This window comes from Rothia sp. 11273D007AR (assembly GCF_053547255.1).
This window is the reverse complement of record NZ_JBPPWJ010000009.1, coordinates 13,071-38,527: the sequence shown is the minus strand read 5'-3', so window position 1 is coordinate 38,527 and position 25,457 is coordinate 13,071. Positions and strand designations below refer to the sequence as shown.

20 protein-coding genes are annotated in these 25,457 nt (G+C 56.3%); 9 read left to right on the top strand and 11 right to left on the bottom strand.

Annotated elements, in window-relative coordinates:
- Nucleotides 1-26 precede the first annotated feature (26 nt).
- The 3 genes from ACED88_RS06410 to lipB all read right to left on the bottom strand — a co-directional run bounded on the left by ACED88_RS06410 (nt 27) and on the right by lipB (nt 2,656).
- The gene (locus ACED88_RS06410; protein ID WP_449109096.1) at nt 27-776 is read right to left on the bottom strand and encodes a DUF4191 domain-containing protein; all 750 of its coding nucleotides are present in this window, start codon (nt 774-776) and stop codon (nt 27-29) included.
- A 126-nt stretch (nt 777-902) separates the two neighbouring features.
- Nucleotides 903-1,910 (bottom strand): lipoyl synthase, encoded by a 1,008-nt coding sequence (lipA, locus tag ACED88_RS06405; protein ID WP_449109095.1) that lies wholly within the window; start codon nt 1,908-1,910, stop codon nt 903-905.
- 68 nt (nt 1,911-1,978) lie between these two features.
- Nucleotides 1,979-2,656 carry a lipoyl(octanoyl) transferase LipB gene (gene lipB / locus ACED88_RS06400; protein WP_449109094.1) on the bottom strand — a complete coding sequence of 226 codons (678 nt, stop codon included), beginning with the start codon at nt 2,654-2,656 and terminating at the stop codon, nt 1,979-1,981.
- Between the two features lie 195 nt (nt 2,657-2,851).
- Here lipB and ACED88_RS06395 point away from each other — a divergent pair, with 195 nt between their 5' ends.
- A complete protein-coding gene (locus tag ACED88_RS06395; RefSeq protein WP_449109093.1) occupies nt 2,852-4,507 on the top strand; it encodes a protein kinase in 1,656 nt (551 codons plus the stop codon).
- Nucleotides 4,508-4,602: 95 nt separating this feature from the next.
- Here ACED88_RS06395 and ACED88_RS06390 read toward each other — a convergent pair whose 3' ends face one another.
- The 4 genes from ACED88_RS06390 to ACED88_RS06375 form a co-directional block, all read right to left on the bottom strand.
- The gene (locus ACED88_RS06390) at nt 4,603-4,986 is read right to left on the bottom strand and encodes a hypothetical protein (protein WP_237223058.1); all 384 of its coding nucleotides are present in this window, start codon (nt 4,984-4,986) and stop codon (nt 4,603-4,605) included.
- Nucleotides 4,987-5,146: 160 nt separating this feature from the next.
- Nucleotides 5,147-6,841, bottom strand: a complete 1,695-nt coding sequence (gene sucB, locus ACED88_RS06385) for a 2-oxoglutarate dehydrogenase, E2 component, dihydrolipoamide succinyltransferase (RefSeq protein WP_449107343.1) — start codon at nt 6,839-6,841, stop codon at nt 5,147-5,149.
- Between the two features lie 98 nt (nt 6,842-6,939).
- Nucleotides 6,940-8,334, bottom strand: a complete 1,395-nt coding sequence (gene lpdA, locus ACED88_RS06380; RefSeq protein WP_237207170.1) for a dihydrolipoyl dehydrogenase — start codon at nt 8,332-8,334, stop codon at nt 6,940-6,942.
- 179 nt (nt 8,335-8,513) lie between these two features.
- Nucleotides 8,514-10,028, bottom strand: coding sequence for a leucyl aminopeptidase (locus ACED88_RS06375; RefSeq protein WP_449109092.1), 1,515 nt, complete (start codon nt 10,026-10,028; stop codon nt 8,514-8,516).
- 291 nt (nt 10,029-10,319) lie between these two features.
- Here ACED88_RS06375 and ACED88_RS06370 point away from each other — a divergent pair, with 291 nt between their 5' ends.
- The 3 genes from ACED88_RS06370 to ACED88_RS06360 all read left to right on the top strand — a co-directional run bounded on the left by ACED88_RS06370 (nt 10,320) and on the right by ACED88_RS06360 (nt 14,502).
- Nucleotides 10,320-11,285: a proteasome assembly chaperone family protein gene (locus ACED88_RS06370; protein WP_449109091.1), complete on the top strand. Its 966-nt coding sequence runs from the start codon at nt 10,320-10,322 to the stop codon at nt 11,283-11,285.
- A gap of 221 nt (nt 11,286-11,506) precedes the next feature.
- Nucleotides 11,507-12,913 carry a DUF4192 family protein gene (locus tag ACED88_RS06365; RefSeq protein ID WP_449109090.1) on the top strand — a complete coding sequence of 469 codons (1,407 nt, stop codon included), beginning with the start codon at nt 11,507-11,509 and terminating at the stop codon, nt 12,911-12,913.
- A 188-nt stretch (nt 12,914-13,101) separates the two neighbouring features.
- Nucleotides 13,102-14,502: an RNA polymerase sigma factor gene (locus ACED88_RS06360; RefSeq protein ID WP_272878322.1), complete on the top strand. Its 1,401-nt coding sequence runs from the start codon at nt 13,102-13,104 to the stop codon at nt 14,500-14,502.
- Nucleotides 14,503-14,616: 114 nt separating this feature from the next.
- Here the strand turns inward: ACED88_RS06360 and ACED88_RS06355 are convergent, their stop codons facing one another.
- Complete coding sequence (locus tag ACED88_RS06355) at nt 14,617-15,120, bottom strand: Rv3235 family protein (protein ID WP_185173117.1); 504 nt, start codon at nt 15,118-15,120, stop codon at nt 14,617-14,619.
- Between the two features lie 972 nt (nt 15,121-16,092).
- On the opposite strand from ACED88_RS06355, the gene ACED88_RS06350 reads away from it, so the two are divergent.
- Nucleotides 16,093-16,650: a hypothetical protein gene (locus tag ACED88_RS06350; RefSeq protein WP_449109089.1), complete on the top strand. Its 558-nt coding sequence runs from the start codon at nt 16,093-16,095 to the stop codon at nt 16,648-16,650.
- A 9-nt stretch (nt 16,651-16,659) separates the two neighbouring features.
- Here the strand turns inward: ACED88_RS06350 and ACED88_RS06345 are convergent, their stop codons facing one another.
- Nucleotides 16,660-16,890, bottom strand: a complete 231-nt coding sequence (locus tag ACED88_RS06345) for a helix-turn-helix domain-containing protein (RefSeq protein WP_237195397.1) — start codon at nt 16,888-16,890, stop codon at nt 16,660-16,662.
- A gap of 212 nt (nt 16,891-17,102) precedes the next feature.
- Here ACED88_RS06345 and ACED88_RS06340 point away from each other — a divergent pair, with 212 nt between their 5' ends.
- Genes ACED88_RS06340 through ACED88_RS06330 form a run of 3 tightly spaced genes read left to right on the top strand, consistent with a single transcriptional unit; the run spans nt 17,103 to nt 20,704 of the window.
- On the top strand, nt 17,103-17,750 hold the full coding sequence (locus ACED88_RS06340; RefSeq protein WP_449109088.1) for an SAF domain-containing protein: 648 nt from the start codon (nt 17,103-17,105) through the stop codon (nt 17,748-17,750).
- Nucleotides 17,750-19,132, top strand: coding sequence for an AAA family ATPase (locus tag ACED88_RS06335; protein ID WP_449109087.1), 1,383 nt, complete (start codon nt 17,750-17,752; stop codon nt 19,130-19,132). The genes ACED88_RS06340 and ACED88_RS06335 overlap by 1 nt, the downstream gene beginning before the upstream one ends.
- 30 nt (nt 19,133-19,162) lie before the next feature.
- The gene (locus tag ACED88_RS06330) at nt 19,163-20,704 is read left to right on the top strand and encodes a sensor histidine kinase (protein WP_449109086.1); all 1,542 of its coding nucleotides are present in this window, start codon (nt 19,163-19,165) and stop codon (nt 20,702-20,704) included.
- Between the two features lie 82 nt (nt 20,705-20,786).
- Here ACED88_RS06330 and ACED88_RS06325 read toward each other — a convergent pair whose 3' ends face one another.
- Nucleotides 20,787-21,035, bottom strand: a complete 249-nt coding sequence (locus tag ACED88_RS06325; RefSeq protein ID WP_135013289.1) for a WhiB family transcriptional regulator — start codon at nt 21,033-21,035, stop codon at nt 20,787-20,789.
- 383 nt (nt 21,036-21,418) lie between these two features.
- Between ACED88_RS06325 and ACED88_RS06320 the strand changes: the two genes are divergently transcribed.
- Entirely contained in the window at nt 21,419-21,706 is a 288-nt protein-coding gene (locus tag ACED88_RS06320; RefSeq protein WP_449109085.1) for a hypothetical protein, read from the top strand.
- Here the strand turns inward: ACED88_RS06320 and ACED88_RS06315 are convergent.
- Nucleotides 21,672-25,187 (bottom strand): FtsK/SpoIIIE domain-containing protein, encoded by a 3,516-nt coding sequence (locus ACED88_RS06315; protein WP_449109084.1) that lies wholly within the window; start codon nt 25,185-25,187, stop codon nt 21,672-21,674. The genes ACED88_RS06320 and ACED88_RS06315 overlap by 35 nt on opposite strands.
- Nucleotides 25,188-25,457 lie beyond the last annotated feature (270 nt).

Sequence of the window (25,457 nt, the reverse complement as noted above, 5' to 3'; positions counted from 1 at the left end):
CCCCTTCTTCATGGGAAACCTGCGGCTTAGCGCATGCCTCGACGGTCGGGGCGCATACGCATGGGATCAATACCCTTAGGAATAGCGTTCAGCATGTTGTTGTGCTTCGAGAGCGAATCGATGCGGTTAGCTACCTGGTGCATTTCCTGCTGGGTGAGCTTCTTGGGCAGCTTGTTCATGGTCTTGGTGAGCTGCTTGAGCTCAACCTGGCCGTCAGCGTGCCCGGTGTTGATGACGGTTACGGGAACAGTCGGTACGATCTTGGAGTACTTGAGCTTTTCCTTCTGGACCAGGCCGTTGACGCGGCCGGTGGGGCCTTCGGTCACCAGGACGATGCCGGGGCGGCCGATGGCGCGGAAGACGACGTCCTGGGACTTGTTAGCGGCAACGGGCTGCTGCTCGAAAATCCAACCGCGGCGCAGGGTCGAAAGAGCTGCACCGGAACGACCAGGCTGGCCTTCCAGCTGGGCGAAAGCTGCCTTTTCTGCCCGGCGGGAGAGCACCATGACGGCGAAAAGAATGCCCAGGGGGATACCGATGAGAAGGAAGGTAATCCAGTTGTTGAGCAGCAGGCCGATCAGCAGGAAGACCAGGACGGTGCCAAAGAAGACCAGAGCAAGAATCCAGGGGATGTTGGGGTCCTGCTCGCGGGTCATGGCATAGACCTGCTTCATCTGAGCAAACATGCCGGGGCCGCGCTTGGCGCGGCGCTCTTCGCGAGCCTTCTTCTGTTCTTCGCGGGTCTGTGCGCGGGTGCTGCCACGGGATTCAGCCACTGTGTTTCCTTCGTGAGTCGATTCTGGGCGGGCGGGTGCGATACGCGCCCTAACTTACCCATTCTATACGGCAAGCGCCCACCGATGAAACCGGTGGGCGCTTGAAACCCTGGGGGGTAGCGTCCTTTAGGCCCCTGCTGCTACCAGGGAGCTAGCTTCCTGCATAGCAAAGCCTGAGTCGTCGATATGTGACAGGTGCTCAGGGATTTCGCGTCCCTGCTTCTTCATGGCACGGGCCCAGAGCTTACCTGCACGGTAGGACGAGCGCACCATGGGGCCTGCCATTACACCGGCAAAGCCAATCTCTTCGGCCATCTTTGAGAGCTCAACGAACTCGGCGGGCTTGACCCAACGCTCGATGGGGTGGAAGAGGGGACCCGGGCGCAGGTACTGGGTAAGGGTAATCAGGGAGCAGCCGGCATCGTGCAGGTCGCAGAGGGCCTCGTAGACCTCGTCATTGGTTTCACCCATACCCAGAATCAGGTTGGACTTGGTAATCAGACCGGCTTCCTTGCCCTGGGTGATGACGTCCAGGGAGCGCTCGTAGCGGAAGGCGGGGCGAATCTGACGGAAGATACGCGGGACGGTCTCAAGGTTGTGAGCGAAGACCTCGGGCGCTGCGTCGATGACCTGCTGCACGTCCTCTTCCTTACCCTTGAAGTCGGGGATTAGGATTTCGACGCCGGTGTTGGGGGAAACGCGGTGAATCTGGCGGATGGTTTCGGCATAAAGCCAGGCGCCGCCGTCCTCAAGATCGTCACGGGCTACACCGGTGACGGTGGCGTAGCGCAGGCCCATCTTCTTGACGTTGAGGGCCACCTTAAGGGGCTCGGTGCGGTCAATAGCAACGGGCTTACCGGTATCGATCATGCAGAAGTCGCAACGGCGGGTGCACTCTGAACCGCCAATCAGGTAGGTTGCTTCGCGGTCTTCCCAGCACTCGTAAATGTTGGGGCAGCCGGCCTCTTCACACACGGTGTGAAGGCCAGAGCCTCGGGCTAGATCAACCATTTCTTTGTATTCGGGGCCAACCTTGGCCTTGGTTTTGATCCATGAGGGCTTCTTCTCGATGGGGACCTCTGCATTGCGGGCTTCAACGCGAAGTAGCTTGCGGCCTTCTGGCTGGGCGCTCATGAGGTGGGGTTCTCCTTTGGTGGTAAACCTGTGGTGGGTGTGCTGGCGGCTTCTGCCGGGGGAGCGGTTTATGCGCTGGGGGCCGGTGTGAAGTCGGCGGCGAGCTGGTCGGCGTAACGGGCCAGCTCTTCTTCTACCCGGTCAACAATATCGGCGGGGGTTATATTCCGGCCCAGTTGTTCGCTAACGGTGGTGACGCCCGCATCGGTGATGCCGCAGGGGATAAAGGCGCCGAAGGGGTCGGTGGGGTTGTTGCAGTTGATAGAGAAACCGTGCATGGTGGTGTTCTTTGCAACGCGGATGCCGATAGCTGCGATTTTTTTGTCCTGCACCAGGGCGCCGTCGCCTAGCACCCAGACCCCTGAACGCCCCTCGACTCGCTGGCAGGCGATGCCCAGATCGGTCAGGACGTTGATGAGTACCTCTTCGAGTACCCGCACGTAGCGGACGACGTCGATGGGCTCGGGCAGCTGCACGATAGGGTAGCCAACCAGCTGGCCGGGGCCGTGCCAGGTGAGCTTACCACCGCGGTCGATTTTGATGACGGGCACGCGGTTATCGGTCGGGTATTCGTGGTCTTCGGTGCGCTTACCGGCGGTAATGACTTCTTCGTGTTCTAGCAGTAGGACGGTATTTTGCCGGACGCCGGTGGCGACTTCTTCGTGGACGGTGCGCTGGTAGTCCAGCGCGGAGGTATATTCCACATAGTCGGGGGCAAGCCCGACCCGTTCAAACAAAAGTGCCATACCTTCTAGGGTAGCCCTTTTGGCGGTGGGGCGAAAATATTCAGGGAGACTCTGGTCGTCTGAACTCCCGGTGTGGCGCTGTGACGTTAGATGACGTTTTTATCCACAGGGCACCTTCATGCGGTTGACTAGCGTAAATGCTGGCCCTGTGGATACTCCCGGCGGTGGCGCTGCCAGGTGGTGTATAGCTAAAGCATGAGTACCCCCACAGACCTACCCCAGCCGACCCGGGCGTCCGCACCGCCTGAACCAGAAAACGACCAGGCCCTGCCGATACCCGGTAACCTACCCGATGTAACCCCGCGCTACCGCCTTGAAAGCGGAGCCCACCACAGCACCTGGGTCGTGGACTGCGGCTACCAAAGCGCCGCCCACCTCGAGCTGCAGGCGGGCCCCTACACCCTGACTCAGATCACCGGCGACGCAGAAGCTAGTGCGAAATCCGCAGAACGGCTGTGTTCCCTCACCCCGCACCCCGCAGTGCTGAGGGTCGATGCTGTGACCTCATCGAAGGGTTCCCACCATATTTGGTATGAAGCGGCCGAGGCCGGAACCCTCGCCGACTATTGCCGAGCCAAGGGAAAACTACCCCTGGGGCAGGTAACCACCGTTGCCCGGGCTCTCACCCAGGCGCTGGGTTACCTCCACGAGCAGGGGTTCGCCTATTCTGCGCTAGCGGCCCGCCACTGCGTCTTCACCGTGCGGGGCGAGCTGAAACTCCTTGCCCCCGACATTGATACCCGCTCACTGGCGTCCGCGGTACAGAAGAGCCGGCAGGCAGATGACATCGCAGCCTGTGCCGCCCTGCTCTGGCTCTGCCTTACCGGGGAAGAGCCTAAGGCCATGCGTCTGAGGGCTCCCCTGAACCTGGCTGTCCCCCAGGCCAGCGACGCCCTGGCCCAGACCCTTGAGGACGCTATCGACTCTCGTGCCCAGCAGCCCCAGCTGACTGATCTGCTAGCACTTATTGAGCTGGCTGCTGATCCTGAGCCTCTTGAACTTCACCTGAGTGCCCATCAGAGAGTCCGCTCTCGTCTTCCCGCCTACAGGCCCCCTGCCCCTGCTGAACCCCGCCGATCGCTGGCCCAGCGGCGGCAGGTCTACGGGAAACTTCCTGATTTCTCGCGGGGGAGCAATGCCAAGGCCCGCAAGCCATCTCGTAGTAAGCCTGTCGGTCAAGGCACAAGTCAGCTGCCTCTAGGAAGATTTATTAGAGAACGGTGGGCCATTAGCGGTGCTGTTCTGATAGGGGCTCTAGCTTTAGGTGGGGTAGGCTATCAGCTCTCCTTTGCAGAGGGACAGGGGGAGGACGCCACTACGGCAACTAGCCAGGCCCCTCACTCTCTGCCTGCCCTAGAGCTACCAGAAGCAGGCCAGCAGCTAGCCGGTGGGGCACAGCAGATAGCTGATGGGCAAGAGCAGGCTCCTGCCTCTGAGCTGACCAATGACGAGCTCGCCCTTGAAGCTGCGCAACTTGTGGCTGCCCGTAGCCAGGTACTGGCTACCGGTGCCACCGAGCGTATCAGCGACTACGCGGTGATGGATTCACCCCTGGCAGAAGCCGACCGGCAACTACTGACCAGCCAAGGCGCCGCTGACTTAGCTGGAATGAGCACAGAACTGCTTACTGTCGCTGAGGTTACCCAGACTGAGCAAGGCTTCAAGGTCCGGGGAACGGTTCAAGCGACCGGCTATACCCCGACTGCCAGCGGCGAGGAATTAGCAGCCCAGGGCATCAAAGTGGAGGAAGGAAAGGTGCTCCAAGAAGTAGAGCTAACCATACAGATTCAGGGGGAAAGCTACCTGCTAGCTCAAGCTCAACCGCTAGCTCTAGAGCAGCCTAAGCCTTAGCCCACTTTCTGCCTCAACAAAAAAACTAGGGGCGGTGTACCTCAACCGGTACACCGCCCCTGACGCTAAGAACCTACCGGTTCAAAGCAGAATATTTAGAACTGGAGGTGCTGCATGAAAACAGCGATAGCAATATTGACCAGAGCCAGGCCACCAACAGTGTGGGCCAGGGCAATATTCTTGCCGTTTTCGGGAGTGCCCAGGGCACGAGCAGCCTTGTACTTCTTCTGACCCATGAAAGCAGCGACAGCAATAACCAGGGCGATGACCATCTTGATGCCAATCATCATGTGGTTCAGAGTCATGTTTTCTGACATCTGGATGAAGTAGAGGGCAAAACCGGTCACGACCTGAAGAAGAGCTGCGTGGAACTGACCGGGCAGGACGATGCCCTGCTTAAAGGTCCCCAGCCAGAGACCGAAAACCGTTGCTGCACCAACGATGTGCAAGAAAAGAAGAATTGAAAATGCGATAGCCATGATAACAAGTCTACGTAATACCTGTTTATTTAGCGACAGTTTGCCACCAAAACTAGTGTGGGAGTGCCCACGCCAAGAAAAGGGAGAAAGTAAAGTGCCCCGCTAGCACTTGACTAGCGGGGCACCTGAGAGCCTAGCTCACAGAACTAAGGCTCGAGGCTTAGAGACCAACCTCAGCTTCAAAGGCTGCTTCTTCAAGACGCTGCTTGAGGAAGGCCAGGAAGCGGCCGGCGTCCGCACCGTCTACAACGCGGTGATCGTAGGTCAGTGAGAAGTAAGCCAGTGAACGGATAGCGATAACATCGTTACCTTCGGCATCCTGGATAACAGCAGGACGCTTGTTGGTGGAACCGATGCCCAGGATCGCTACGTTGGGCTGGTTGATGATCGGGGTGAAGAAGACACCGCCGGTCTGGCCAGTGGAGGAGATGGTGAAGGTTGAACCTGACAGCTCCTCGGGGCCGACCTGGCCGTCACGAGCGCGCTTGGCAACGTCGTTGATCTTTTTGGCGATACCTGCGATGTTGAGGTCGCCGGCGTCCTTGACAACGGGAACGAGCAGACCCTTGGGGGTGTCAACTGCCAGGCCGATGTTCTCGGAACCGTGGTAGGTGATTTCCTTGAAGTCATCGCTCATGGACGAGTTGAACTGGGGGAACTGCTGCAGAGCTTCGGTGACTGCCTTGGTGAAGAAGGGCAGGAAGGTGAGCTTGGTGCCCTCGCGAGCCTCGAAGCCGGCCTTAGCCTTGTTGCGCAGGGCAACCAGACGGGTCAGGTCGATTTCCTGGACGGTGGTCAGCTGAGCTGAAACAGCCAGTGACTCAACCATGCGCTTAGCAACGGTCTGGCGGATACGGGGAGCCTTTTCGGTGGTGCCGCGCTTTGAGGACGCTGCAGCCTTGGGGGCTTCCTTCTTGGCAGGAGCTGCGGTTGCGGGAGCTTCAGCAGCGGGTGCTGATGCTACGGGAGCAGCGCCCTTCTTAGCTTCAGCAGCAGCCAGGACGTCCTGCTTGCGGATGCGGCCGCCAACACCGGTGCCCTTGATGGTGGACAGGTCGATGCCTTCCTGCTTGGCCAGCTTGCGGACCAGGGGAGTGACGTAGGCTTCGCCGTTTTCGCCGGAGGGCAGTTCAACAGCGGGGGCCTCGGCAGCTTCGTCGGTGGAAGAAACAGCGGGTGCTTCTTCCTTCTTTTCCTCAGCGGCGGGTGCTTCTTCCTTCTTCTCTTCTGCAGGAGCAGAAGCGGCTGAAGCGTCACCGATGATAGCCAGAACCTGGCCGACTTCGGCGTCCTCGTCTTCCTGGATGCGGATTTCGAGCAGGGTACCGGCTACGGGTGAGGGAACCTCGGTGTCGACCTTGTCGGTGGAAACCTCTACGAGGGGCTCGTCAACAGCAACTTCTTCGCCAACTTCCTTGAGCCAGCGGGTGATGGTGCCTTCGGTGACGGACTCGCCCAGAGCAGGCAGGGTAACCTCGGTGCCAGAAGCTGAGCCTGAGGACGCGGGGGCGGCAGCAGGTGCCTCTTCCTTCTTTTCCTCAGCGGCGGGAGCTTCTTCCTTCTCTTCAGCCTTGGGGGCTTCTGCAGCGGGGGCATCGTCAGATGAGCCTGCGCCGGAGCCGTCGCCAATAACGATGAGGGGAGCGCCGACCTCGACGTCCTCGTCCTCTTCAACGAGAATCTTCTCAACAACACCGGCTACGGGTGAGGGAACTTCGGTGTCGACCTTGTCGGTGGAAACCTCAACGATGGGCTGGTCAACCTCAACGGTTTCGCCAACCTCAACGAGCCAGCGGGTAACGGTACCCTCGGTTACGGATTCGCCCAGTGCGGGCAGTTCTACGGTGGTGGACATAGTCCTTCGTGCTCTCCTTGTGAGTGATAAAAATTTGTAGGGGTAGGCGCTGACCCTATAACCAGGGTCAGGGCCAGCGCCTACCGCAGGGGCTTGTCTTAGCCGTGCAGGGGTGCGCCTGCCAGAGCCATTGCAGCCTCGCCCAGGGATTCGTTCTGGGTGGGGTGGGCGTGGATGAACTGGGCGACATCCTCGGGGAAGGCTTCCCAGACAACCCACATCTGGGCCTCGCCAATCTGCTCGCCCATGCGCTTACCAACAGCGTGAACGCCGATGATGGGGCCGTTCTTCTCGCGGACGACCTTGACCAGGCCGCCGGTGCCCAGGATGGAGGACTTACCGTTGCCAGCCAGGTTGTACTCTGCAACCTCAACGTTTTCCTTGCCGAACTTCTCTTCAGCCTTAGGCTGGGAGTAGCCGATGGAGGCGATCTCAGGCTCGCAGAAGGTGACCTTGGGGATGTTGATGTCTTCAACAATCTGGGGGTTGAGGCCTGCGATTTCTTCGGCAACGAAGCGGCCCTGCTGGTAACCGCGGTGGGCCAGCTGAACACCGGGGACGATGTCGCCGATAGCGTAGATGTTGCCAACGCCGGTGTGCAGGCGCTCGTTGGTGATAACGAAGCCACGGTCCATGGTCAGGCCCTGCTCGTCGTAGCCAAAGCCCTCGGTGTTGGGACCACGGCCGACAGCAACGAGAACAATGTCTGCCTCGAAGACGGTGCCATCTTCAAGGGTAACCTTGGCGCCGTTGGCGTCCTGTTCAACGGTCTTGAAGAACTTGCCCAGGGAGGACTTGATGCCGCGCTTCTTGAATTCGCGCTCAACGACCTTGATGATGGAGGGGTCTTCGTTGGGGACCAGGTGGGGCAGGCCCTCGATGATGGTGACCTCTACGCCCATGGAGTTCCACATGGAGGCGAACTCGGAGCCGATGACGCCGCCGCCCAGAACGATAGCGCTCTTGGGCAGGTAGTCCATCTGCAGGGCTTCGGTGGAGGTGAGCACGCGGTCACGAATCTCGATGCCGAAAGTCTTGGAGACAGAACCGGATGCCAGGATGATGTGCTTGCCCTTGTATTCGGTGCCAGCGACGGTGATGGTGTCCTTGCCGGTGAGCTTGCCTTCGCCCTCGATGACGGTGACCTTCTTCATCTTGAGAAGGCCGGTCAGACCCTTGAACTTGCCGGCGACGATGCCGTCCTTGTAGTCACGAACCTTAGCCATATCGATGGACTCGAGGGTGGTGTTTACACCGTACTTTGAAGCGTGCTGAGCCTCGGATGCGAGTTCTGCAGCGTGCAGGTAAGCCTTGGTGGGGATGCAACCGGTGTGCAGGCAGGTGCCGCCCAGGTTGCTCTTTTCGATCAGACCTACGGTGAAGCCCAGCTGTACCGCGCGCAGAGCTGCGGAGTAACCGGCGCTACCGCCACCGAGGATGAGGATATCGAATTCTGTTGTTGCCGAATCGGCCACGTTGACGCTCCCTTGCATGGGTCGCGGAGGCCTAAGCCCCCTTATGTACTGTCGTTTTCTAGCTTATCCCTTGAATGCGTCCACCTGCCACTATTGGCAGGTGTTTTATTGCTCGGGTGGGCATGATTACACCCCGTTACCTGCTAGAACGCGGGCAACGGGGTGCAAATGTAAAAGTTCCCTGGAAAGCAAGATGCTTAGGCGTAGGCCTCGATGAACTTAATCAGGGTGGCGATGGAGTGGCCGGTGCCTTCCTTGGGGGTAAAACCGTAGGGGCCTTCCTCGTTGAAGGAGGGGCCTGCAAAGTCCAGGTGGGCCCAGGGAATCTTTGCGCCGTCCTTTTCGCCCACGAATTCCTCCAGGAACTGGCCTGCTACCAGCATGCTGCCGTAGCGGGAGCCGATGTTCTGCAGGTCGGCGACGGGGGACTTGAGGCTCTTGCGCAGGTGCTCGGGCATAGGCATGGGCCAGTAGTCTTCGCCGGCTTCGGTAGCTGCTTCAACAACCTGCTGGCGGACGGTATCGTCACCCATGACCGCTGCGGTGCGCACGCCCAGAGCGACGAGCTGGGCACCGGTGAGGGTTGCGATGTCGAGAAGGACGTCGGGCTCGCCCTCGGAGGCCAGGGCTAGGCCATCCGCCATGACCAGGCGACCTTCGGCGTCGGTATTCATGACTTCAACGGTGTGACCGCTGCGCATGGTCAGCACATCTTCGGGGCGAATGGAATTGCCACCGGGCATGTTCTCAGCCAGGCAGAGGTAGCCGTGTACGGCAACCGGCAGGTTGAGCTCAGAAGCTGCTGCCACGACGTTGAGGACGGTTGCGGCACCTGCCATATCGGACTTCATGGTGGTCATGGACCCGGCGGGCTTGAGCGAAATGCCACCGGTGTCGAAGGTGATGCCCTTGCCCACAATGGCAACGGTCTTTTCAGCCTTTTGGGGGGTGTACTTGACCTCTACCAGGCGGGGCTTGCGCTCTGAGCCCTGGCCAACGCCAGCGATGCCGCCGAAGCCTTCGGCAACGAGTTCTTCGTAGTCCCAGACCCTGGTTTCAACGTTTTCAAGGCCCTCTACACGGGAAAGGGCACGCTCTGCGAAGGTTTCGGGGTAGAGGTGAGACGGGGGAGTGTTGACCAGACGACGGGTGTGGGCAACGGCCTCACCCAGAATCAGAGCGCGGGTGAGAGCACTTTCTGTCTCAGCGGGGGTGAGGTCGCTGACAATCAGCACCTCAGCAACAGGAGCCTTGACCGAATCAGCGGTTTTAGCGCGCATCTGGGTGTCGGCAAAGGCGCCATAGGCGGCGCCCTCAGCCAGGGCAGCAACATCTTCTACAGACTCTGCGCCCAGGGCCAGAGCAACGGTTTCTACACCGGCAAGCTGGCGGACGGCTGAGCCCGCTGCGTAGCGCAGGGCAAGACGGTGGGCGGCGGCGTCCTCTTTCTGAGCACCCAGGCCGATGAGGGCAACTACATCAGCACCGGCTTCGTCAAAGCCGGGAAGTCGGACGAGCTCGTCCTGCCCACCGCTGACTCCCAAATCCTCCAAAATAGCCTCAAGGCCCTCGGCTGTTTCGGCGTCGAGGGGGTTGCTGGCCAGCGAGGGGCCTTCCTTGCCGGAATAAACGCCGAGTACCAGCACGTCGGCTTCGAGGGCCTCAAGGTCGGGGGCCGTTACAGAGAATGACAGGTCGTGAGAATCGCTCACAGGTTTCTCCCTTCACAACAGAAATAAGAGGGGCGGGCATAGATAAGTGACCGCGCTATCGTGTATAAGCGTAGGCCAAAACCGCGGCCAAATGTAACCTACACAACGTTGGGGAGTCTAAATAACCCCAGAGCGAACAGCAAAAGATGCCGGGGCTAGAGTTTAAGCCCCGCTGGGAATAGCTCTGCATATTCCCAGCGTTATACCCGCGACATTAGGCTACACTGTGCCCATACCCTGGAGTACTATAGAGACTCACAGAGGACGGGAAGAAAGAAGGGGGCTAGGAAGATGACGCAGGAAGATCGGCTGTATATTGCTCACGCCGGGGCGTTTGAAAACAATCGACTGCGAGGTTTGCCCCTCGTCATTGCTCTCTCCCACCCACAGGACGCTGGTGGAACCGCCGGGCACCTCGGTGAAGTGCTCTTGCATGAACTTGAGAATGTGCCGGTCATCGAGTTTGACGCTGACCGCCTGCACGACTACCGTTCTCGTAAACCCCGCATTACTTTCAAAAAGGACCACTACACTAATCCGGTCCTCCCTGAGCTCAAGCTGTATGCGGTAGAAGACCGCCTGGGCAAGCCTTTCTTGCTCCTTACCGGTGCTGAGCCTGATTTGTTATGGCAGCGGTTTACGGCAGATGTTGTTGATATCGCCCAGCGTCTTGAGGTCTCGGTGGCGCTGACAGTGACTGGTTTTCCCATGCCGGTACCCCATACCCGTCCTATTCCTGTCACCGCGCACGGGTCCCGGAAGGATTTGACGGTCGGTATTTCCTCTTTCCAGCCCGAGGCCCTGGTCCCCGGTTCGGTGTCGAGCCTGTTGGAGGTGCGCTTGACCGAGGCTGGTATTGGAACGGCCGGTTTCGCAGTGAACGTGCCGCAGTACCTGTCGGAGTCAGAGCTGCCTCAGACCGCTCTTGTCGCTATGGAGCACCTGTCGCTGGCAGCCAAGCTGAGCCTGCCTTCAGACCGTTTGCGTGAGCTGTCTGAGAATGTTCAGCTACAGATTGACGAGCAGGCTAGCGCTAGCCCTGAAATTCAGATGATGATTCAGCGCCTCGAAGAGTCCTACGACGCGAACGCCGCCCAGGGGTTCGGTAGCCTACCCCTCTCTGAGCGTGCCGCTGGTCGGGTTCCGAGCCGGGATGAAATCGGTGATGAGGTAGAGGCCTTCTTGGCTCAGCTTGATCACCGGGCCCGGGAAGCGGACGAGGACGGCCCCCGCGGCCTGGGCTCCTCAGGTTCCTAAACCGGTCCGGGTCTGACCCCGTGGTGAAGCTACCTGTGAAAACCCGCTTTAAGGGCGTCATAGATACGTCATGGGTTCACCGATTTACGGGAAGTATGCGTTCCGTGAGGGCTTGATTATTTCTTTTGACATGGGTGGACGCCGGATGACCGGTGGGTGGAGAATATCCACAGATCAGGTTGAGCTCGTCTTAGATGTTCTTCTCTATCAGCCTGGTAGGTATGACAGAGATTCACCACACCCCAGAAGAACCCGCCGTTGCCTACCTCAGCTCGGAGCGTGACGTCCTTGCCCTTGCCCTACACCTTTTAGGCTACTGGCCTGAAAAGTCCATCATGCTCTTGGCCCTGAGTGATGGGGGAGCAGGGCCCCTGCTACGCGTTGATATGCCGGATGTTTCCGACGTAGCTCCGGATGACTATCTCACCTACCTCTTCGACGCTTTCCCTACCCACACCCCTACCGGCGACCCTATTACCAGTGCGTTCTTGCTGCTCTTTTCAGAGGGGGCAGCTTCAGGAGAGGTGGTTGTCTCGACTGAAAGATCTTTTCTTGAAGCAGCCCAGCTCTACACGCAGGTAGCGCCAATCCACGCAGCGGGCCACGGGCTGAACCTACTCGATGTGCTTGCCGTTGGGCAGGAAGCCTACTGGGCTGTAAATCCGGCTGAGGGGGAGCTGGCGCCCGCAGGTTTCCTAGAAGAGGTGCTCACAAGCCCACTGTATGCCGAACTGGTAGCTCGGGGGTCGCTTGTTGCGGGCAATTCCCATGAAGCGCAGGAGCTAAAGAGCCGCACAGCACTGGAAACTGCAGACCCTGAAAGCCAAGAACACTGGCAGGTTTATGCAGAAGCCTATAACGCTTTCTACATAGAAGAGAAGCAAAAACAAAGCCCCCAAGAAGTCCACCAAATTGCTGCTGAACTAGAGCTGTGGGAGCAGGCTATAAGTGTTGTTTCGTCTTTGTTCGATGGGTCGAATGGCGGTAAGGGACTATACGCCGGGACACTAGCCGACACTATACGAGCTGAGGTGATTCCCGATGCTGCCGGTTTCCTCATCGCTTCTCTCGACAGCTTTGCTACCCTTCAACTTGTAATCTTTCAGGCCTGCCGTACTCTCCAGGACTCCCTAGCAGCGCTGAGGGCTCTAGAAGAGGGCAGCGAAGAACTGGGGCTGAGTAAGAAACCCGCAGGCGATAGAGTTCTGCCTCTACCGTCGACTCTGCACCGTTATAGGCTTGACCATCTCAGCCAGCCTGAATCGTGTGTACGCGAGCAGATAAACAATGCGGAAGATAGCCTGAAAGAGATGGCCGAAACCATCTTTGGCGTAGTTCCCACCCCACCGAACTGGAGACGCCTGGAAGCTTTGGGTTATCTGGCAGCGGTTATGGAAAGCTCCGCAACGGGAAAAGCCGAGGCTGCCCTGCTGGCCACACAATCATGGATAAGGTGGATGCGAGGAAGCTCCACAGAGGCTTTCCATCTGCTGGAAGCTATCGATACCACCTATCGTGATGGGGGCTCTCTACCTCTGAACTATCTCTTGAGCGTCAGCGCCTTCCCTGCCTGGCTTACTCTGCCCGGTGGAGCCCCAGAGACCTACGTGACCAAGAACAGCAGATAAGCGGCCGTGCCTTCTTCGCTAGAAAACCTAAAACATGTCATACTTGACTATTGACCCCGCTCTAAGTGTCTCTCAAAAATACAGCTTTCTATCGGGAATATAAGCCCCCACCCGGGCGTTATACTCTCCGAAAGATACCCTGGAAACTGTATTGTGTGAATTGATCACTTGACAGGGTCTTAGGTGTTTTGACCGCGAACACCGCATCACACTCGCTACGGTCAACTAGCTCAGAAAGGTTTTCTGTGTCACCAGCCGCACGCAAGAAAGCAGCCAGCGAAACCGCTGCAACCAAAGCCACCGCTAAAAAAACCTCAACTCGCGCCAAAGCAAAAAAGGCTGACGAGGCAGCAGACGCCGTAGAAGCAGACGACGAAGAAAGCGCCGCACCTCAGCGAGCCCCTAAGAAGACCGCAGCTAAGAAGGCTGCCCCCAAGAAGAGCCGCAAGGCTAAGGACGAGGGCGACGATTTCGCCAACGACGATATCGACCTGGACGACGAAGATCTCGACGCCGACGACATCGAAGATGTCGATGAAGATGACGACGAAGACGAGGCAGATTCTGTCACCAAGGAAGAGAAGAAAGAGGCCGAAGCTGTAGCAGCTAAGGGTTCTGGCTTCGTCCTGACCAACAACGATGAAGACGATGCCCCCGCCGTCCGCGTTGTGACCCCCGGTGCTACCGCAGACCCCGTCAAGGACTACCTCAAGCAGATCGGTAAGGTTGCCCTGCTGAACGCTGAGCAGGAAGTCGACCTAGCTATGCGTATTGAGGCAGGCCTTTACGCTGAGCACAAGCTCAAAGAGAACCCCGACATGGATCCGCAGCTCAAAAAGGAACTGCGCTGGGTTATCCACGACGGTCGTCGTGCAAAGAACCACCTACTGGAAGCGAACCTGCGTCTGGTGGTCTCCCTGGCCAAGCGTTACACCGGCCGCGGTATGCTCTTCCTCGACCTGATTCAGGAAGGTAACCTGGGTCTGATTCGCGCTGTTGAGAAGTTCGACTACTCAAAGGGCTTCAAGTTCTCAACCTACGCAACCTGGTGGATTCGTCAGGCTATCACCCGTGCAATGGCTGACCAGGCCCGTACCATCCGCATCCCTGTGCACATGGTTGAAGTTATCAACAAGCTTGCCCGCGTCCAGCGTCAGATGCTGCAGGATTTGGGCCGCGAACCCACTCCTGAAGAGCTCGCTAAGGAACTCGATATGACCCCCGAAAAGGTTATCGAGGTTCAGAAGTACGGCCGCGAGCCGATTTCCCTGCACACTCCTCTGGGTGAGGACGGCGACTCCGAGTTTGGCGACCTGATTGAGGACTCCGAAGCAGTAGTACCTGCTGATGCTGTCTCATTCACCCTTCTCCAGGAGCAGCTACACTCGGTTCTTGATACCCTCTCTGAGCGTGAAGCAGGCGTTGTCGCTATGCGCTTTGGTATGACCGACGGTCAGCCCAAGACTCTTGATGAAATTGGCAAGGTCTACGGCGTTACCCGAGAGCGCATTCGCCAGATTGAATCAAAGACTATGTCTAAGCTCCGTCACCCCAGCCGTTCCCAGGTTCTGCGTGACTACCTAGACTAATCAGTCCAGTCGCATTGATGCCACACTAGAGTGCCCCTGAGCTACCAGGCTCAGGGGCACTTACTATTACCGGTTGAAATACTCTTATTGGACGAGCGAGCGCGGAGCGTAACTTTAGGCGATAGCAAGTGTTGCAATTTTCCATTCGCTGCGTCGGCGTTCAGCTCGAAGAGCTACCGCGCGAGTTCGACATTCATCGGTGACTAAGAGACTTAGCTCGTAGGCTGAAGCCGATACTTTCTGCACGATGACGCGTCGAGGCCGAATCCTGGCTGGAGGCTTGCTGGGGTACATGGATTCAGGGTAGTGACGTTTGCGGTACAGTATCGCGGCTTTAGCGTGTTCTAGTTGCTTCTCTAAGGTGCGGTAGCAAGCAGGCGTCATCCAGGGGGCCAGATGGTGCTTGGGGCGCCGCCCCATAAAGACTTCGATAGCGGCAGTTCCGATTCGAACACCTAGCTGCTCTACCGCTTGCTCTTCATGGTTGAGGAAGGAGATGCTTACCTCGGGCTCTTCCGGGTGGCCTTTTTCAAAGTAGGGAGCATATTTTTCAGCGTATTCAGTTGCTTCTACAATGATAAATTTGTGGTCGTCTCGTTCTGGGAAAGCGGTTTTCACGGTGATGCTCCTTTGCATAACTATTGGGGTAGGGTGATGGTTTGACCTGGGAAAATAAGGGTTTCTAGGGTGGGGATTGAGTCTTGATTAAGCTGCCAGATCGCGTGCACGAGTGCTAGTACTTCAGCTCCTGACGCATCGGGGGCAAGCTGGTTTTCTGCAATGCTCCACAGCGAGTCACCTGGGGTTACCGTGTAAGTGACTGCTGTGCGTTCTGAAAAATCCGGGAGCGTTCGAGTGCTACCTGAAAAGAGGGGCGAAATGGGCTGGTAGCTCGTAGTAGAGACCGGAAGAACTGTAAGCGTTGTTTGTTCCTGAGCCTGGCTCTGGGAAAAGAGAGGTGACGTTGTAGACGTCAGGGTAGAACTGGCTGATAGTGCATCGACGTTGTGAGCGGCTTGAGAAGCCCGGGTGAACAGGGGTGAGCTTGCCTCACTGCTACGAACCGTTGCTGAGATCGATTGCTCAAGTGGCAGAGCGTATGCCTGCGTGGGAGCTAAAGCTCCTAAACCTAAAGAAGCGCCAGCAAGTGTTTTAAGGAGCCCTGGCGCCCACACTGGAAGTTGTAAGTGCACGGTAGAGCGCCGGGCATGAACTAGGGCACCGTAGTAGTAGACCAGTCCTGCAATCCACCAGAGGGCGATACCGAGACACAGCAGACCGGCAATAGCGCAGGCCAGCAGACTGACCCAGGTTCCGGGATCATGAGAAATTATCCCTAAGCTCTGATGGTCTTCTACTAGAAGCAGGTGAAGTAGCACGCTAGATACGCCAGCTCCACCCAGTGCTAGGAGGGGGACCAGATTAGCTACGCATAGAGCAAATACCCGTGAGTTCACTTCTTTCACCTCAAATCATGTCATTTGATGCAGTTTGATGATTTATGAATCATATTACTTCTCTTTGTGATGTATTCAAGAGGGTTGTAGCGAATTTTTCAATAAATTTTCGTTGACGGGGTATCCTCAGTGCATGGCACACTTAGATTTGCTCTTCCGGGACTACGAAATCCAGATGGAAGCACAAAAGCACCGTGACTACGAAATAGATGCTCGAGAGTTACGTCAGATAGAGCTTTCTCGAGTTACTGCAGCTGATCGTTTAGCTGCCCAGCTCGGGCAGCAGCTGACGGTTCACGGGTCTACCGGAGATATTTGGCGAGGACGGCTAGAAACTCTGGGGCTGGGCTGGCTTCAGGTAGCTACAGAGGGTGCCGATATCATTCTTCCTCTGTCTGAAATTCTTTATTGGGAGGGTGGAAACCACCGGGCATTTGGTGAAGCCACTGACGTTTCACGCAAGCTCACGCTGGGGTCTGCCCTACGAGCCCTCAGTGCTGCCCAGCGCGATATTCACATCTATCATGCAGGCGGGAACGGTCTCACCAGTGCCGGTAGGGTATGGGCTGTTGGTGCTGATTACTGCGAAATTGTGGGCGTCAAGGCACAAAAAGAAGACGCACGCGGAACCCAGGGGGCTCCACGCAGCGTCCCCTTCGCTTCAATTGCCGCTATCAGGGTAGCGGGATAGATAGTCTGTTTAGGAGATTTCGGCTCGCTCGACTTGCTCGGCGCGGATAGCTTCTTCAGTCATTGCATAGCGCTCGCTGATATATGCCTCGAGCATGCTTTTTTCAACCCGCCACTGATTTCTACCGCCAATCTGAATGGCCTTCAGTTCTCCCGAGCGTACCAGGGCACGAGTCTGGCTGGGAGATATATTAAGAATTTCACCAACGTCGGTCAGTGTGAGAAAGCGCTGTTCAACCATGTCTGGTTCCTTCTGAAACGGGGGAGTAAGTGGGGGACTCTTTGCTTTAGTTTAGTGCATTTTGAACCACCTTGATAGAAGAATCAAGACCTGTGGATAACTTGCTAGATTTTACGTAACCTTGACATAAATTATGCCGAATCTTTGAATTTAATGCTCTGGTTAGGGAAACTGCTGTCAACGAGGAAAACTTCCTGACTCAAAGAGGTGTCATGATGGCTCAAGAAAATCTTTCTCCCCGTTTCAGAAAGCCGGGGTTCCGCGACCCTAAGCTGCTGGCGGGCGTCCTAATTATTCTTCTCTCGGTTCTGGGCGTCGTTGGCCTCGTCCGAGCTACCAATCAGACCCAGCCCTACTACGTTGCTAGTAAAGATATTGGTATTGGCGAGAAGATCACGACCGAGAACGTTACAGTTGCACAGATCAAGCTCGGGGATTCAGCCGGTATGTACCTTTCAGCTGAACAGGCAATCGCTGACGGATCAGTCGCTACCCGCCCCATAGCTGCAGGTGAACTTCTCTCATCTCGTTCACTGTCCAACGAGGTGAGCGACGGTCGTAGACTTGTTACTTTACTTCTCGATCAGTATGCGGTTGCAGAGTACGTTCCCGGTGACCGGGTAGATATTTGGGTTGCATACAAAACAGAGGGAGCTAACACTTACGGCGATCCCACCGCGATAGCCGAGTCAGCTGAGATCCATTCTGTTACCGCTCAGGAATCGGTCATCGGAGGTACAGGGCGTTCAGCTGTAGAACTATGGGTACACCAGGAGGTCCTACCCACTGTACTGGGCGCAACAAGCAAGGGAGCCGTGATTAACCTGGTCCCATCGGCTTACGCGGCAGGAGGGAACTAATGCAGATTCCAATTGTTGTTGTTGGCGATGAAGGCGGACGTTTCATCTCTGCAATTGAATCTCAACGTGGACAGGTGAGTGTGGTTCGGCATGTGCACGATATCGGTGAGATGCTGGGGCTGGCACAAAGTGGTCTTGCCCGCGCCGCGCTTATTGTGACCGGGGGAGAAGAACTCACTTTTTCCATGGTCAAATCTTTGCACCACCTCGAGGTCGCAGTTTGCCTTGTCACGGATCGGGGAGACTATCCCGGTATCGAAGGCGTCCACCCGATTGATTCTCTAGCCGATACCGCAGAGATCGTGAGCGAGATAGAAAAGGCACTTGATACTCTACTGACCTCAGAGCCAGACAGCGAGCAGGGCAGCCAGACACAGTACGAAAGCCCTGCGTCCTCCGCCCAGATCAAAACTCCCCAGACAAGGACTGAAGATGAGCAGGACGCACCTGCCCACTCTCATACGGAAGGGAAAATAGTTGCGGTGTGGGGTCCCTACGGTTCCCCTGGGCGCACCACCTTAGCTATCAATCTGGCAGCAGCCTATGCAGAAACAGGGTACTCAGTCTGCCTGGTAGATGCAGATACCTACGGTGCATCCGTCGGAGCGGCGTTAGGTCTTACCGATGACTATTCAAGCCTGGCTCAGCTCTGTCACCACGCAGATCGTGGCGGTCTAAACCGGCAACAGCTTAAAGAGCTCACCCACACCGTTTCGCACCGTTCCCACTACTTCGATATCGTTACCGGCATCAACCGGCCAGACCGCTGGGTCGAGGTGCGTTCAAGTGCTCTCGACCTTGTGCTCAATACACTGGTGGCAACGTACGACCTGGTGGTAATTGATACCTCATTTTGCCTAGAAGAAGACCCAGCCTTGAGCTTTGATGGTCTTACTCCACAACGAAATGATGCAACTCTTACCAGCTTGACACGAGCCGACCACCTGATAACTGTAGGTTTAGCAGACGTGGTAGGCGTACCACGACTGATCAAAGCCTACGATGCCCTCAAGGCAGCTCTGGCTGTATCCTCTGAAGAAAAAATCAGCATCGTCTTCAACCGTATCCGAACCGAGGCCCTGGGCAACTCAGCTCAGGCCGCCCTTGAACACTCCTGGGAACGGTTCGGCCCCAGCCTACCCATAGCAGTTCAGCTGCCAGAAGACACTGCAACCGCAGATAAAGCTCGACTACAGGGAACAACAGTCTTTGAGGTGGGCCCACAAACAGAGCTAGCCCATCAGCTATATAAACTAGCTCAAACGACTCTAGAGGCTCTTGGGCTAGGAAAACCAGCCTCGTCGCTATACCCCGAACAGAGTCTAAGCATGGTAGAAAAGAAGAAGCCCTGGGCGCGCTTTACCCGCCGCCACAGATCCTAATCTGCTCTGTTTATACCCTCAGGAGGCACCATGTCCCTCACCGAAATCCTCATGCGCACAGGTGCCTACGGACCGGGCGATATTGAGTGGCTCCATCTGCTCACCAATGAGTGGCAAATTATTGCAGACACCGGTTATTGCGACCTTATGCTCTGGGCTCCCCATCCCGACACCATCGAGGGCTACTTTTCCCTGTCCCAGCCGCTGCCGGCGTCCGCTGGATTTATCAACCTTGCTCAAATTCGCCCCTCAACTACCCACACCGTTTTTCACACTGACTGGGTGGGTAAAGAACTCAACCCGGCCCTCTGCGAGCGGGCGGTTGCAAGCTGGAACAGCCAAACCCCCAAGACCCTCAACGACGAGCACAACCTCACCGATATCGTCCTTGATACAGAATTTATTCCGCTGATACGCAATGACCGACCCGTAGCCCTGCTGTCGGTACACCGAGAGAGCCTGGGAACCCGCAAGCGCCAAAAAGCGGAACGGGTCTACCGCGATGTCTCCCACCACCTTCTGCAGATGGTGTCACGCGGCGCCTGGCCCGAGTTTTCTGCTCCGGTAGGAACAGCCCACGGTAACCCCCGGGTGAGTGACGGCCTGGTTATGCTCGATACAGACGGGCGGGTCACTTACGCCTCGCCCAATGCTCTGTCTATCTACAAACGTCTCAACTATTCGGGAGACATGCTCGGCGCGAGCCTACTCGATATCACCCGGGCCCTGCTACCAGCGAGCGAGAAGGCGGACGAAACCCTACCACTGGTTCTCACCGGTCGGATGCCCTGGCGCGCAGAAATTAAAGCTAACCGCAAGAACGTTACCTTCCGGGCGATTCCACTACGACACTTCTCTAGGCTGGGAGAGGAACGCTACGGGGCCCTGCTGCTCTGCCGTGACGTCACCGAGCTGCGTCGGCGAGAGCAGGAGATGATGTCGAAAGACGCTACTATCCGCGAAATCCATCATCGGGTCAAAAACAACCTTCAAACTGTTTCAGCCCTGCTTCGCCTGCAATCCAGACGTATGACCACACCAGAGGCAAAGGAAGGGCTGGAGCAGGCGATGCGCCGCGTCTCCACTATCGCGCTAGTACATGACGCACTCTCTCAGGGGCTAACTCAGGACGTAGACTTCGATGACCTGATTAGCCGACAGTTTAGGCTTGCTGCCGAGCTTGCTTCACCCGGGCAGCACGTTGCCACCCGAATCGAAGGATCTTTCGGAAAGCTGCCCAGCCAGATAGCCACCCCTCTTGCCCTCGTGATCAATGAGGTTGTGGCTAACGCAGTAGAGCACGGTCTAGCGGGGGAAACAGGCACTGTTACTCTCAGTTGCCAACATCGCTACTCAGAGGGGCAAGAGCACAGCATTATCGTGACGGTCCACGATAGCGGCACGGGAATCAGCGCAGAAAAAATCAGAGAACTAGAGGGAGCTGGCACCGGAACCGGTCTAGGGACTCAAATCGTTAAAACCCTGGTTGCTAGTGAGCTCAACGGCACTATCCACTGGAGTCTTGCCCCAGAAGGTGGAACTTTGGTGACGATTGAAGCCGCCATTCTGTAGCTCAAGGAGCACCACATAAAGAGGAGGGGCGAACCGATAAACAGGTTCGCCCCTCATCAAGAACACTTACGTGAGATTGCTGCTACGAAGCCCTGCGGGCTCGGGCAGCACGTCGCTTCATAGCGCGACGCTCATCTTCACTCATACCGCCCCACACACCAGAATCCTGGCCTGTTTCGATAGCCCACTGCAGGCAGGTATCCATCACAGTGCAGCTGCGGCAGACATTCTTAGCTTCTTCAATCTGAAGAAGGGCGGGCCCGGTGTTTCCTACGGGGAAAAAGAGTTCAGGGTCTTTCTCAAGACAAGCAGCACGGCTACGCCAATCCATTAGCATGCTCTCCTATAGGGTTTACCGGATTAAAGCTGAGGCAAAACGGCTCAGCAACTAACAAAAAAATCTGGCCCCTTTCCTAGAAGGAGCCAAACTTGAACCTCAATAACTTTCCCACGATATGGAGCGTCATACAAGGGGGTTGTGAGCGAAAATCTATGCGCAGGCCTGAGGTAAATGTCACAGGTGGGAGTGTAAGGGGGTGCCGGGGTGAGAGGTGACACTCCCGGGTGCCTATTCTAGATAGGAGACCCTTTCTTAGTACATAGAGAAATGAGATAGACGTGGCTTCTTCCAGCGTTTCAGCCGTTCCTGTTCCTGTGAAAATTTTGGTTGGGCTAAGCCTCCTTCAGGCCCTGTATCTGGTAGTCACTGCTCTCGTGGGGACTTTCTCTTCGGCTGATATCGGGGGAGCATCAGTTATCGCATCCTTCTACTTCATTATTGCCCTGGCTCTTGCTGTCGGCGCTGTTGCAGTGTGGAAGGCCCAGCGGTTTGGGCAGCCGCTTGTGCTTGTCTGGCAGCTCTTTGCTGTGATCATCGGTGTTCAAACTGCCCTGGGAGGAAAATACCTGGTAGGTCTAACGACGGTAGTTATCAGTGGAGCGGTCATTATGCTTCTTTTTGCTCGCTCTACTCTTGGATATTTGGCTCCTTCCTCCCGGTAACAGGTTTGTCTGGGGAGGCGGCTTGAAAAGCCACGACATCGGCGTGGTCAATGATGATTCCCCGTCCTGCCGGGAGCTGACCGTGAGTTTTAAGGTCGAGGGGGAGGCTTACACCCGGGTAGAACGACAAATCTGCGGGGCTGTGCGGGGTAAGGACGATACCGGTAGATGTACCGTTGAGAGCGGCAAGAATCGGTGAGCTGCTCCACCGCGGCCAGGGGGTGTAGGCCACGACAACAGATTCAAATTTGTCTTTCTGGGTCAGTATTGTCTGCTGTATGTCGTGGCTGAGTTTATCGAGGTCGTCGATGAGCAGAATGGGACGGATTCTTAGGTTTTCGCTCCTGCCGATAGCTTGATTGATATCTTCTGATGTGGTGCCAGCGCCCGATGAAATAACAATAAAGAAATACTCTGGGTTAGCGTGGACGAATGTATTGAGCAGAGTTGTTTTTCCAGACCCCCGTGGGCCGCTGATACTGATAAACCCTCCTCGTAAAGGTGGGGTGAAGGCCACCGAGCCATCCCTGAGAACACCGCAGGCGAGTGCGCCGGCATGGGGCTTGAACGATGGCGGGAGCGCGCCTACAGGGCAGAGCAAGGGGAGCGGGCGCCAGGAACGCGATTGCTGGTAGGAGCTGTTTACCTGGTGATTAACACCTTGCGGGGTACAGACTTTTGGAGGCGCTGGCGGAGTGCCGAGTTCTGCCCACGCAAGCGCGCCTGCCTGCACCTCTCCTTTTGAAGAGTCATAGATAACCTTTCCCTCCACCGCAAACTGCCCGCTGCCTGGTAGGGTGTAGTCCCTGTTATGGGAGCGTAAGGGATCATTTTCCACAGCAGACCGAGTCATGAGGGTGTGCTCAAAAAACTGCTGGTACTTACCTCGCACGCCTGTTACCGAAGTGCACAAAACCTGAATTGTTGGTTGATTACCGAGGGTAAGGAGCTGTTGTAGGTGGGCCTCTGCTATAGGGTGTCGCTGGAGCGCGTCTAGCAACGTTTCTAGTGTATCTATGACGAGAAGTTGGCCCGGTTCCGAGGCATCTGCACAGCAACCTAGAAGGTGCTGTACATAGTTGAAATCCTGGTAGGTAAAGACTTCAAATTGCTCCGTGTATTCCTTACCCCAGTTTTCTATCTCTCGTGCACGCTGTTCTGACGGTGTCAGGCATAATACAGCGTACCCTTGAGCAAGAGCTTGCAGAAGAGACACTCGAAGCACACGCATCCATTCATTGCTGGCTCCCTGCACTAGAATCGGGCCGTCCTCAGCTGACCAGATTAAGGGGGCCTGAAGCCCTAGCTCTGCTATCTCGTACTGACCCAGTAAGAGGGCAAAAGGCCCAGCGGACGCTGGTAATTCCGTGTGGTCAGGAGAAGTAAGCACAGCTGGAACCGGCTGATACGTAGGTAGCTGATGAGCCTCCCGGTAAGCTCGGTAGATAGCGGTGTTGGTGGCGTCGAGTTCTGTATCGCTGAGCGGCTGATGGCTGGTGGGCTGCTGCGAATCAGATGAGTCGAGCATAAAACGTACTCGACATCGTTCTTGGGGATCTTGCCTGTAAAGACCTGTGATTAACGGAGCTTGAAACTCAACCATCTCATTATCTGCACTTCGCAGGAGGCCCCGCCCTGGGAAACGGGCGGAGATACGAGAAGCTTCTTCCGATCCTAGAACGTTATAAGATTCCTGAGCAGAACTGACTCTAAGACACAGCACTGTTGAGATATTTGCCCTGATATCGGGAGAAATTGCTCCCTGCGGACGCTGGGTAGCCAAGATGAGGTGGTACCCCAGTGACCTGCCAATTGTAGCTATCTTCATCATTTCGTTCATGATGTCTGGGTAATCATCGACAAGCATACGAAACTCATCGATGCAGATTATCAGCTCTGGGAAGTCAGGTGCTGTCTGGGCATCTCTACAGAGTGCAATGTAATCGTCGTACGAGCTGATGCCCATACGTTTCCAGACTTGCTTGCGATGGGTAAGATCCGCCCGTAAGAACTTCATGGTGCGCGTGAGCTGAGACGTATCAAGATCAGATAATAACGAAGCACAATGGGGCAGAGGTGCTAGAGGGCCTAAGCCAGCACCACCTTTGAAATCTATAAGGATGAAAGAAAGACGCTGAGGTGGGTAGCTAAGAGCCGCAGACCACAGTAGAGAGCGAAGAAGTTGGGATTTACCTGAACCTGTAGTTCCTGCACAGAGAAAATGTGGGCCGTGCCTTATAAGGCCGAGTTTAAGCTCATCTTTTCTTTCGCAGGTTTGTCCCGCGTGCAGAAATACTTCTGTTGCCCATAGGTTCTCGGGCTGGTTTTTCGTCGACAGCTCGGGGAACGCATAAGTAGGCAGCTGAGAGGTATGTGTTGTCGCGCCGCCAAGCTTCTGTGAAAGAGGCGCTGCTGCGACTCTTACTAAATTCGCTAGCAGAGCACAGTAACGCTCTTCGCTGATTCCGTCTAAAACGATGTTGCGCCAGCTAGTTGACTGAGGAAAGAGCTCTGTGGACTCTATAGGGTGCCCTTTATCGGCCAAGGGGAAGGGGAGAAGCTGGGGAGGTAGGGACGGCGGCAGATAGGAGCACACCAAAAAACCTGTTTCTAAACTACTAAGTTCTGCAAGAGATACCGTGCACACGTTTGCTGCTGCAAGAAGCGGGTCAATAAGACGTAAAAACCAGGTAGCCTCCTGTTCCTGAACAAGAAGGTAGACCGGCTGATTCTGAGCTAAGAGCTGGCATAGGGCCAAACGTTGGGTCGGGAGAGGAAGCCCCGGCAGTATCTGCGTAAGTTCTTCTGTGCTTATGACATAAGGGGCTCCCTGGACTTCAGGGAGGCTCCTTACCTCACGTTGCTTGCCCCTAATTCGTACTGGCCGGGTGCCTCGTCCTATCACAAGACCCGTCTCAGCATGCACTTGGTTAGCTCCGCGGTAACGGGCTATAGCTTCCTCTTCCTCCCGAGCAAGCTGCGCTATCTGACGACGCACTGAGGATCTTTCACGCCCCTGAGAAAGAGCATGAAGGCTCATTAAGAGCGAAGATCCACACGCCATGAGAAGAACAAGCCACAGCTGGGTAAACCAGGCAATCACACAGCCCAAAAGGAGCGGAAGACCCACTGTCGCTGCCAGCAGCAGCTTAGATTTAGGTGCAGGAACTTCAACCTCTTGAACAACAGGGTCACAGTAGAGAGAAGAACTGTACCCCGGCCGATCAACGACAAGGACGCTCCCACCCACTATAAATTTTTCACCTATTTCAAGCTTGTTGCGATACCCCTCACCTACGAAAGAAACACCGCTACCTGTCACCTCTAAGAAGCCCTCAACAGGTGCAAGAGCAGGGTCATCGATTGTGAGCAGGGGAGCCTGCCTACCAAGTTCCCAGCTACCTCGCGATAGTGGGAAATGAGAATGAGAATCCGGGCCGTGCACCACACGTAAGGTAAACAGGGCCTTCTCATCAGGCAAAGAAGGACTCGTCAGACCGGGTAAAGAGGGTAGAACTGTGAGCTGGGCGCCACTAACCCAAGGACTATCGCCGGGAACAAGCTCCCTGATGTCTTGGCCCTGAATACCCCAACTGAAATCAGCATTACCCCACGTACTGCAGAGTTCTTTGTGGACGTCTACTCCTGTCGTGTCAGGTGAATACTCAAACTCCACTGTTCGATAAGGCCCCGCCGGTGGTTGCTGGACATATATTAAAAGCTTCATAAGGCCAGCAAAGACCTGGAAACA

Bases quoted from the DNA above. Each gene is read 5' to 3' on its own strand.
- lipA (WP_449109095.1), bottom strand. From the start codon at position 1,910: ATGAGCGCCCAGCCAGAAGGCCGCAAGCTACTTCGCGTTGAAGCCCGC.
- lipB (WP_449109094.1), bottom strand. From the start codon at position 2,656: ATGGCACTTTTGTTTGAACGGGTCGGGCTTGCCCCCGACTATGTGGAA.
- ACED88_RS06395 (WP_449109093.1), top strand. From the start codon at position 2,852: ATGAGTACCCCCACAGACCTACCCCAGCCGACCCGGGCGTCCGCACCG.
- ACED88_RS06390 (WP_237223058.1), bottom strand. From the start codon at position 4,986: ATGGCTATCGCATTTTCAATTCTTCTTTTCTTGCACATCGTTGGTGCA.
- sucB (WP_449107343.1), bottom strand. From the start codon at position 6,841: ATGTCCACCACCGTAGAACTGCCCGCACTGGGCGAATCCGTAACCGAG.
- lpdA (WP_237207170.1), bottom strand. From the start codon at position 8,334: ATGCAAGGGAGCGTCAACGTGGCCGATTCGGCAACAACAGAATTCGAT.
- ACED88_RS06370 (WP_449109091.1), top strand. From the start codon at position 10,320: ATGACGCAGGAAGATCGGCTGTATATTGCTCACGCCGGGGCGTTTGAA.
- ACED88_RS06365 (WP_449109090.1), top strand. From the start codon at position 11,507: ATGACAGAGATTCACCACACCCCAGAAGAACCCGCCGTTGCCTACCTC.
- ACED88_RS06350 (WP_449109089.1), top strand. From the start codon at position 16,093: ATGGCACACTTAGATTTGCTCTTCCGGGACTACGAAATCCAGATGGAA.
- ACED88_RS06345 (WP_237195397.1), bottom strand. From the start codon at position 16,890: ATGGTTGAACAGCGCTTTCTCACACTGACCGACGTTGGTGAAATTCTT.
- ACED88_RS06340 (WP_449109088.1), top strand. From the start codon at position 17,103: ATGATGGCTCAAGAAAATCTTTCTCCCCGTTTCAGAAAGCCGGGGTTC.
- ACED88_RS06335 (WP_449109087.1), top strand. From the start codon at position 17,750: ATGCAGATTCCAATTGTTGTTGTTGGCGATGAAGGCGGACGTTTCATC.
- ACED88_RS06330 (WP_449109086.1), top strand. From the start codon at position 19,163: ATGTCCCTCACCGAAATCCTCATGCGCACAGGTGCCTACGGACCGGGC.
- ACED88_RS06325 (WP_135013289.1), bottom strand. From the start codon at position 21,035: ATGGATTGGCGTAGCCGTGCTGCTTGTCTTGAGAAAGACCCTGAACTC.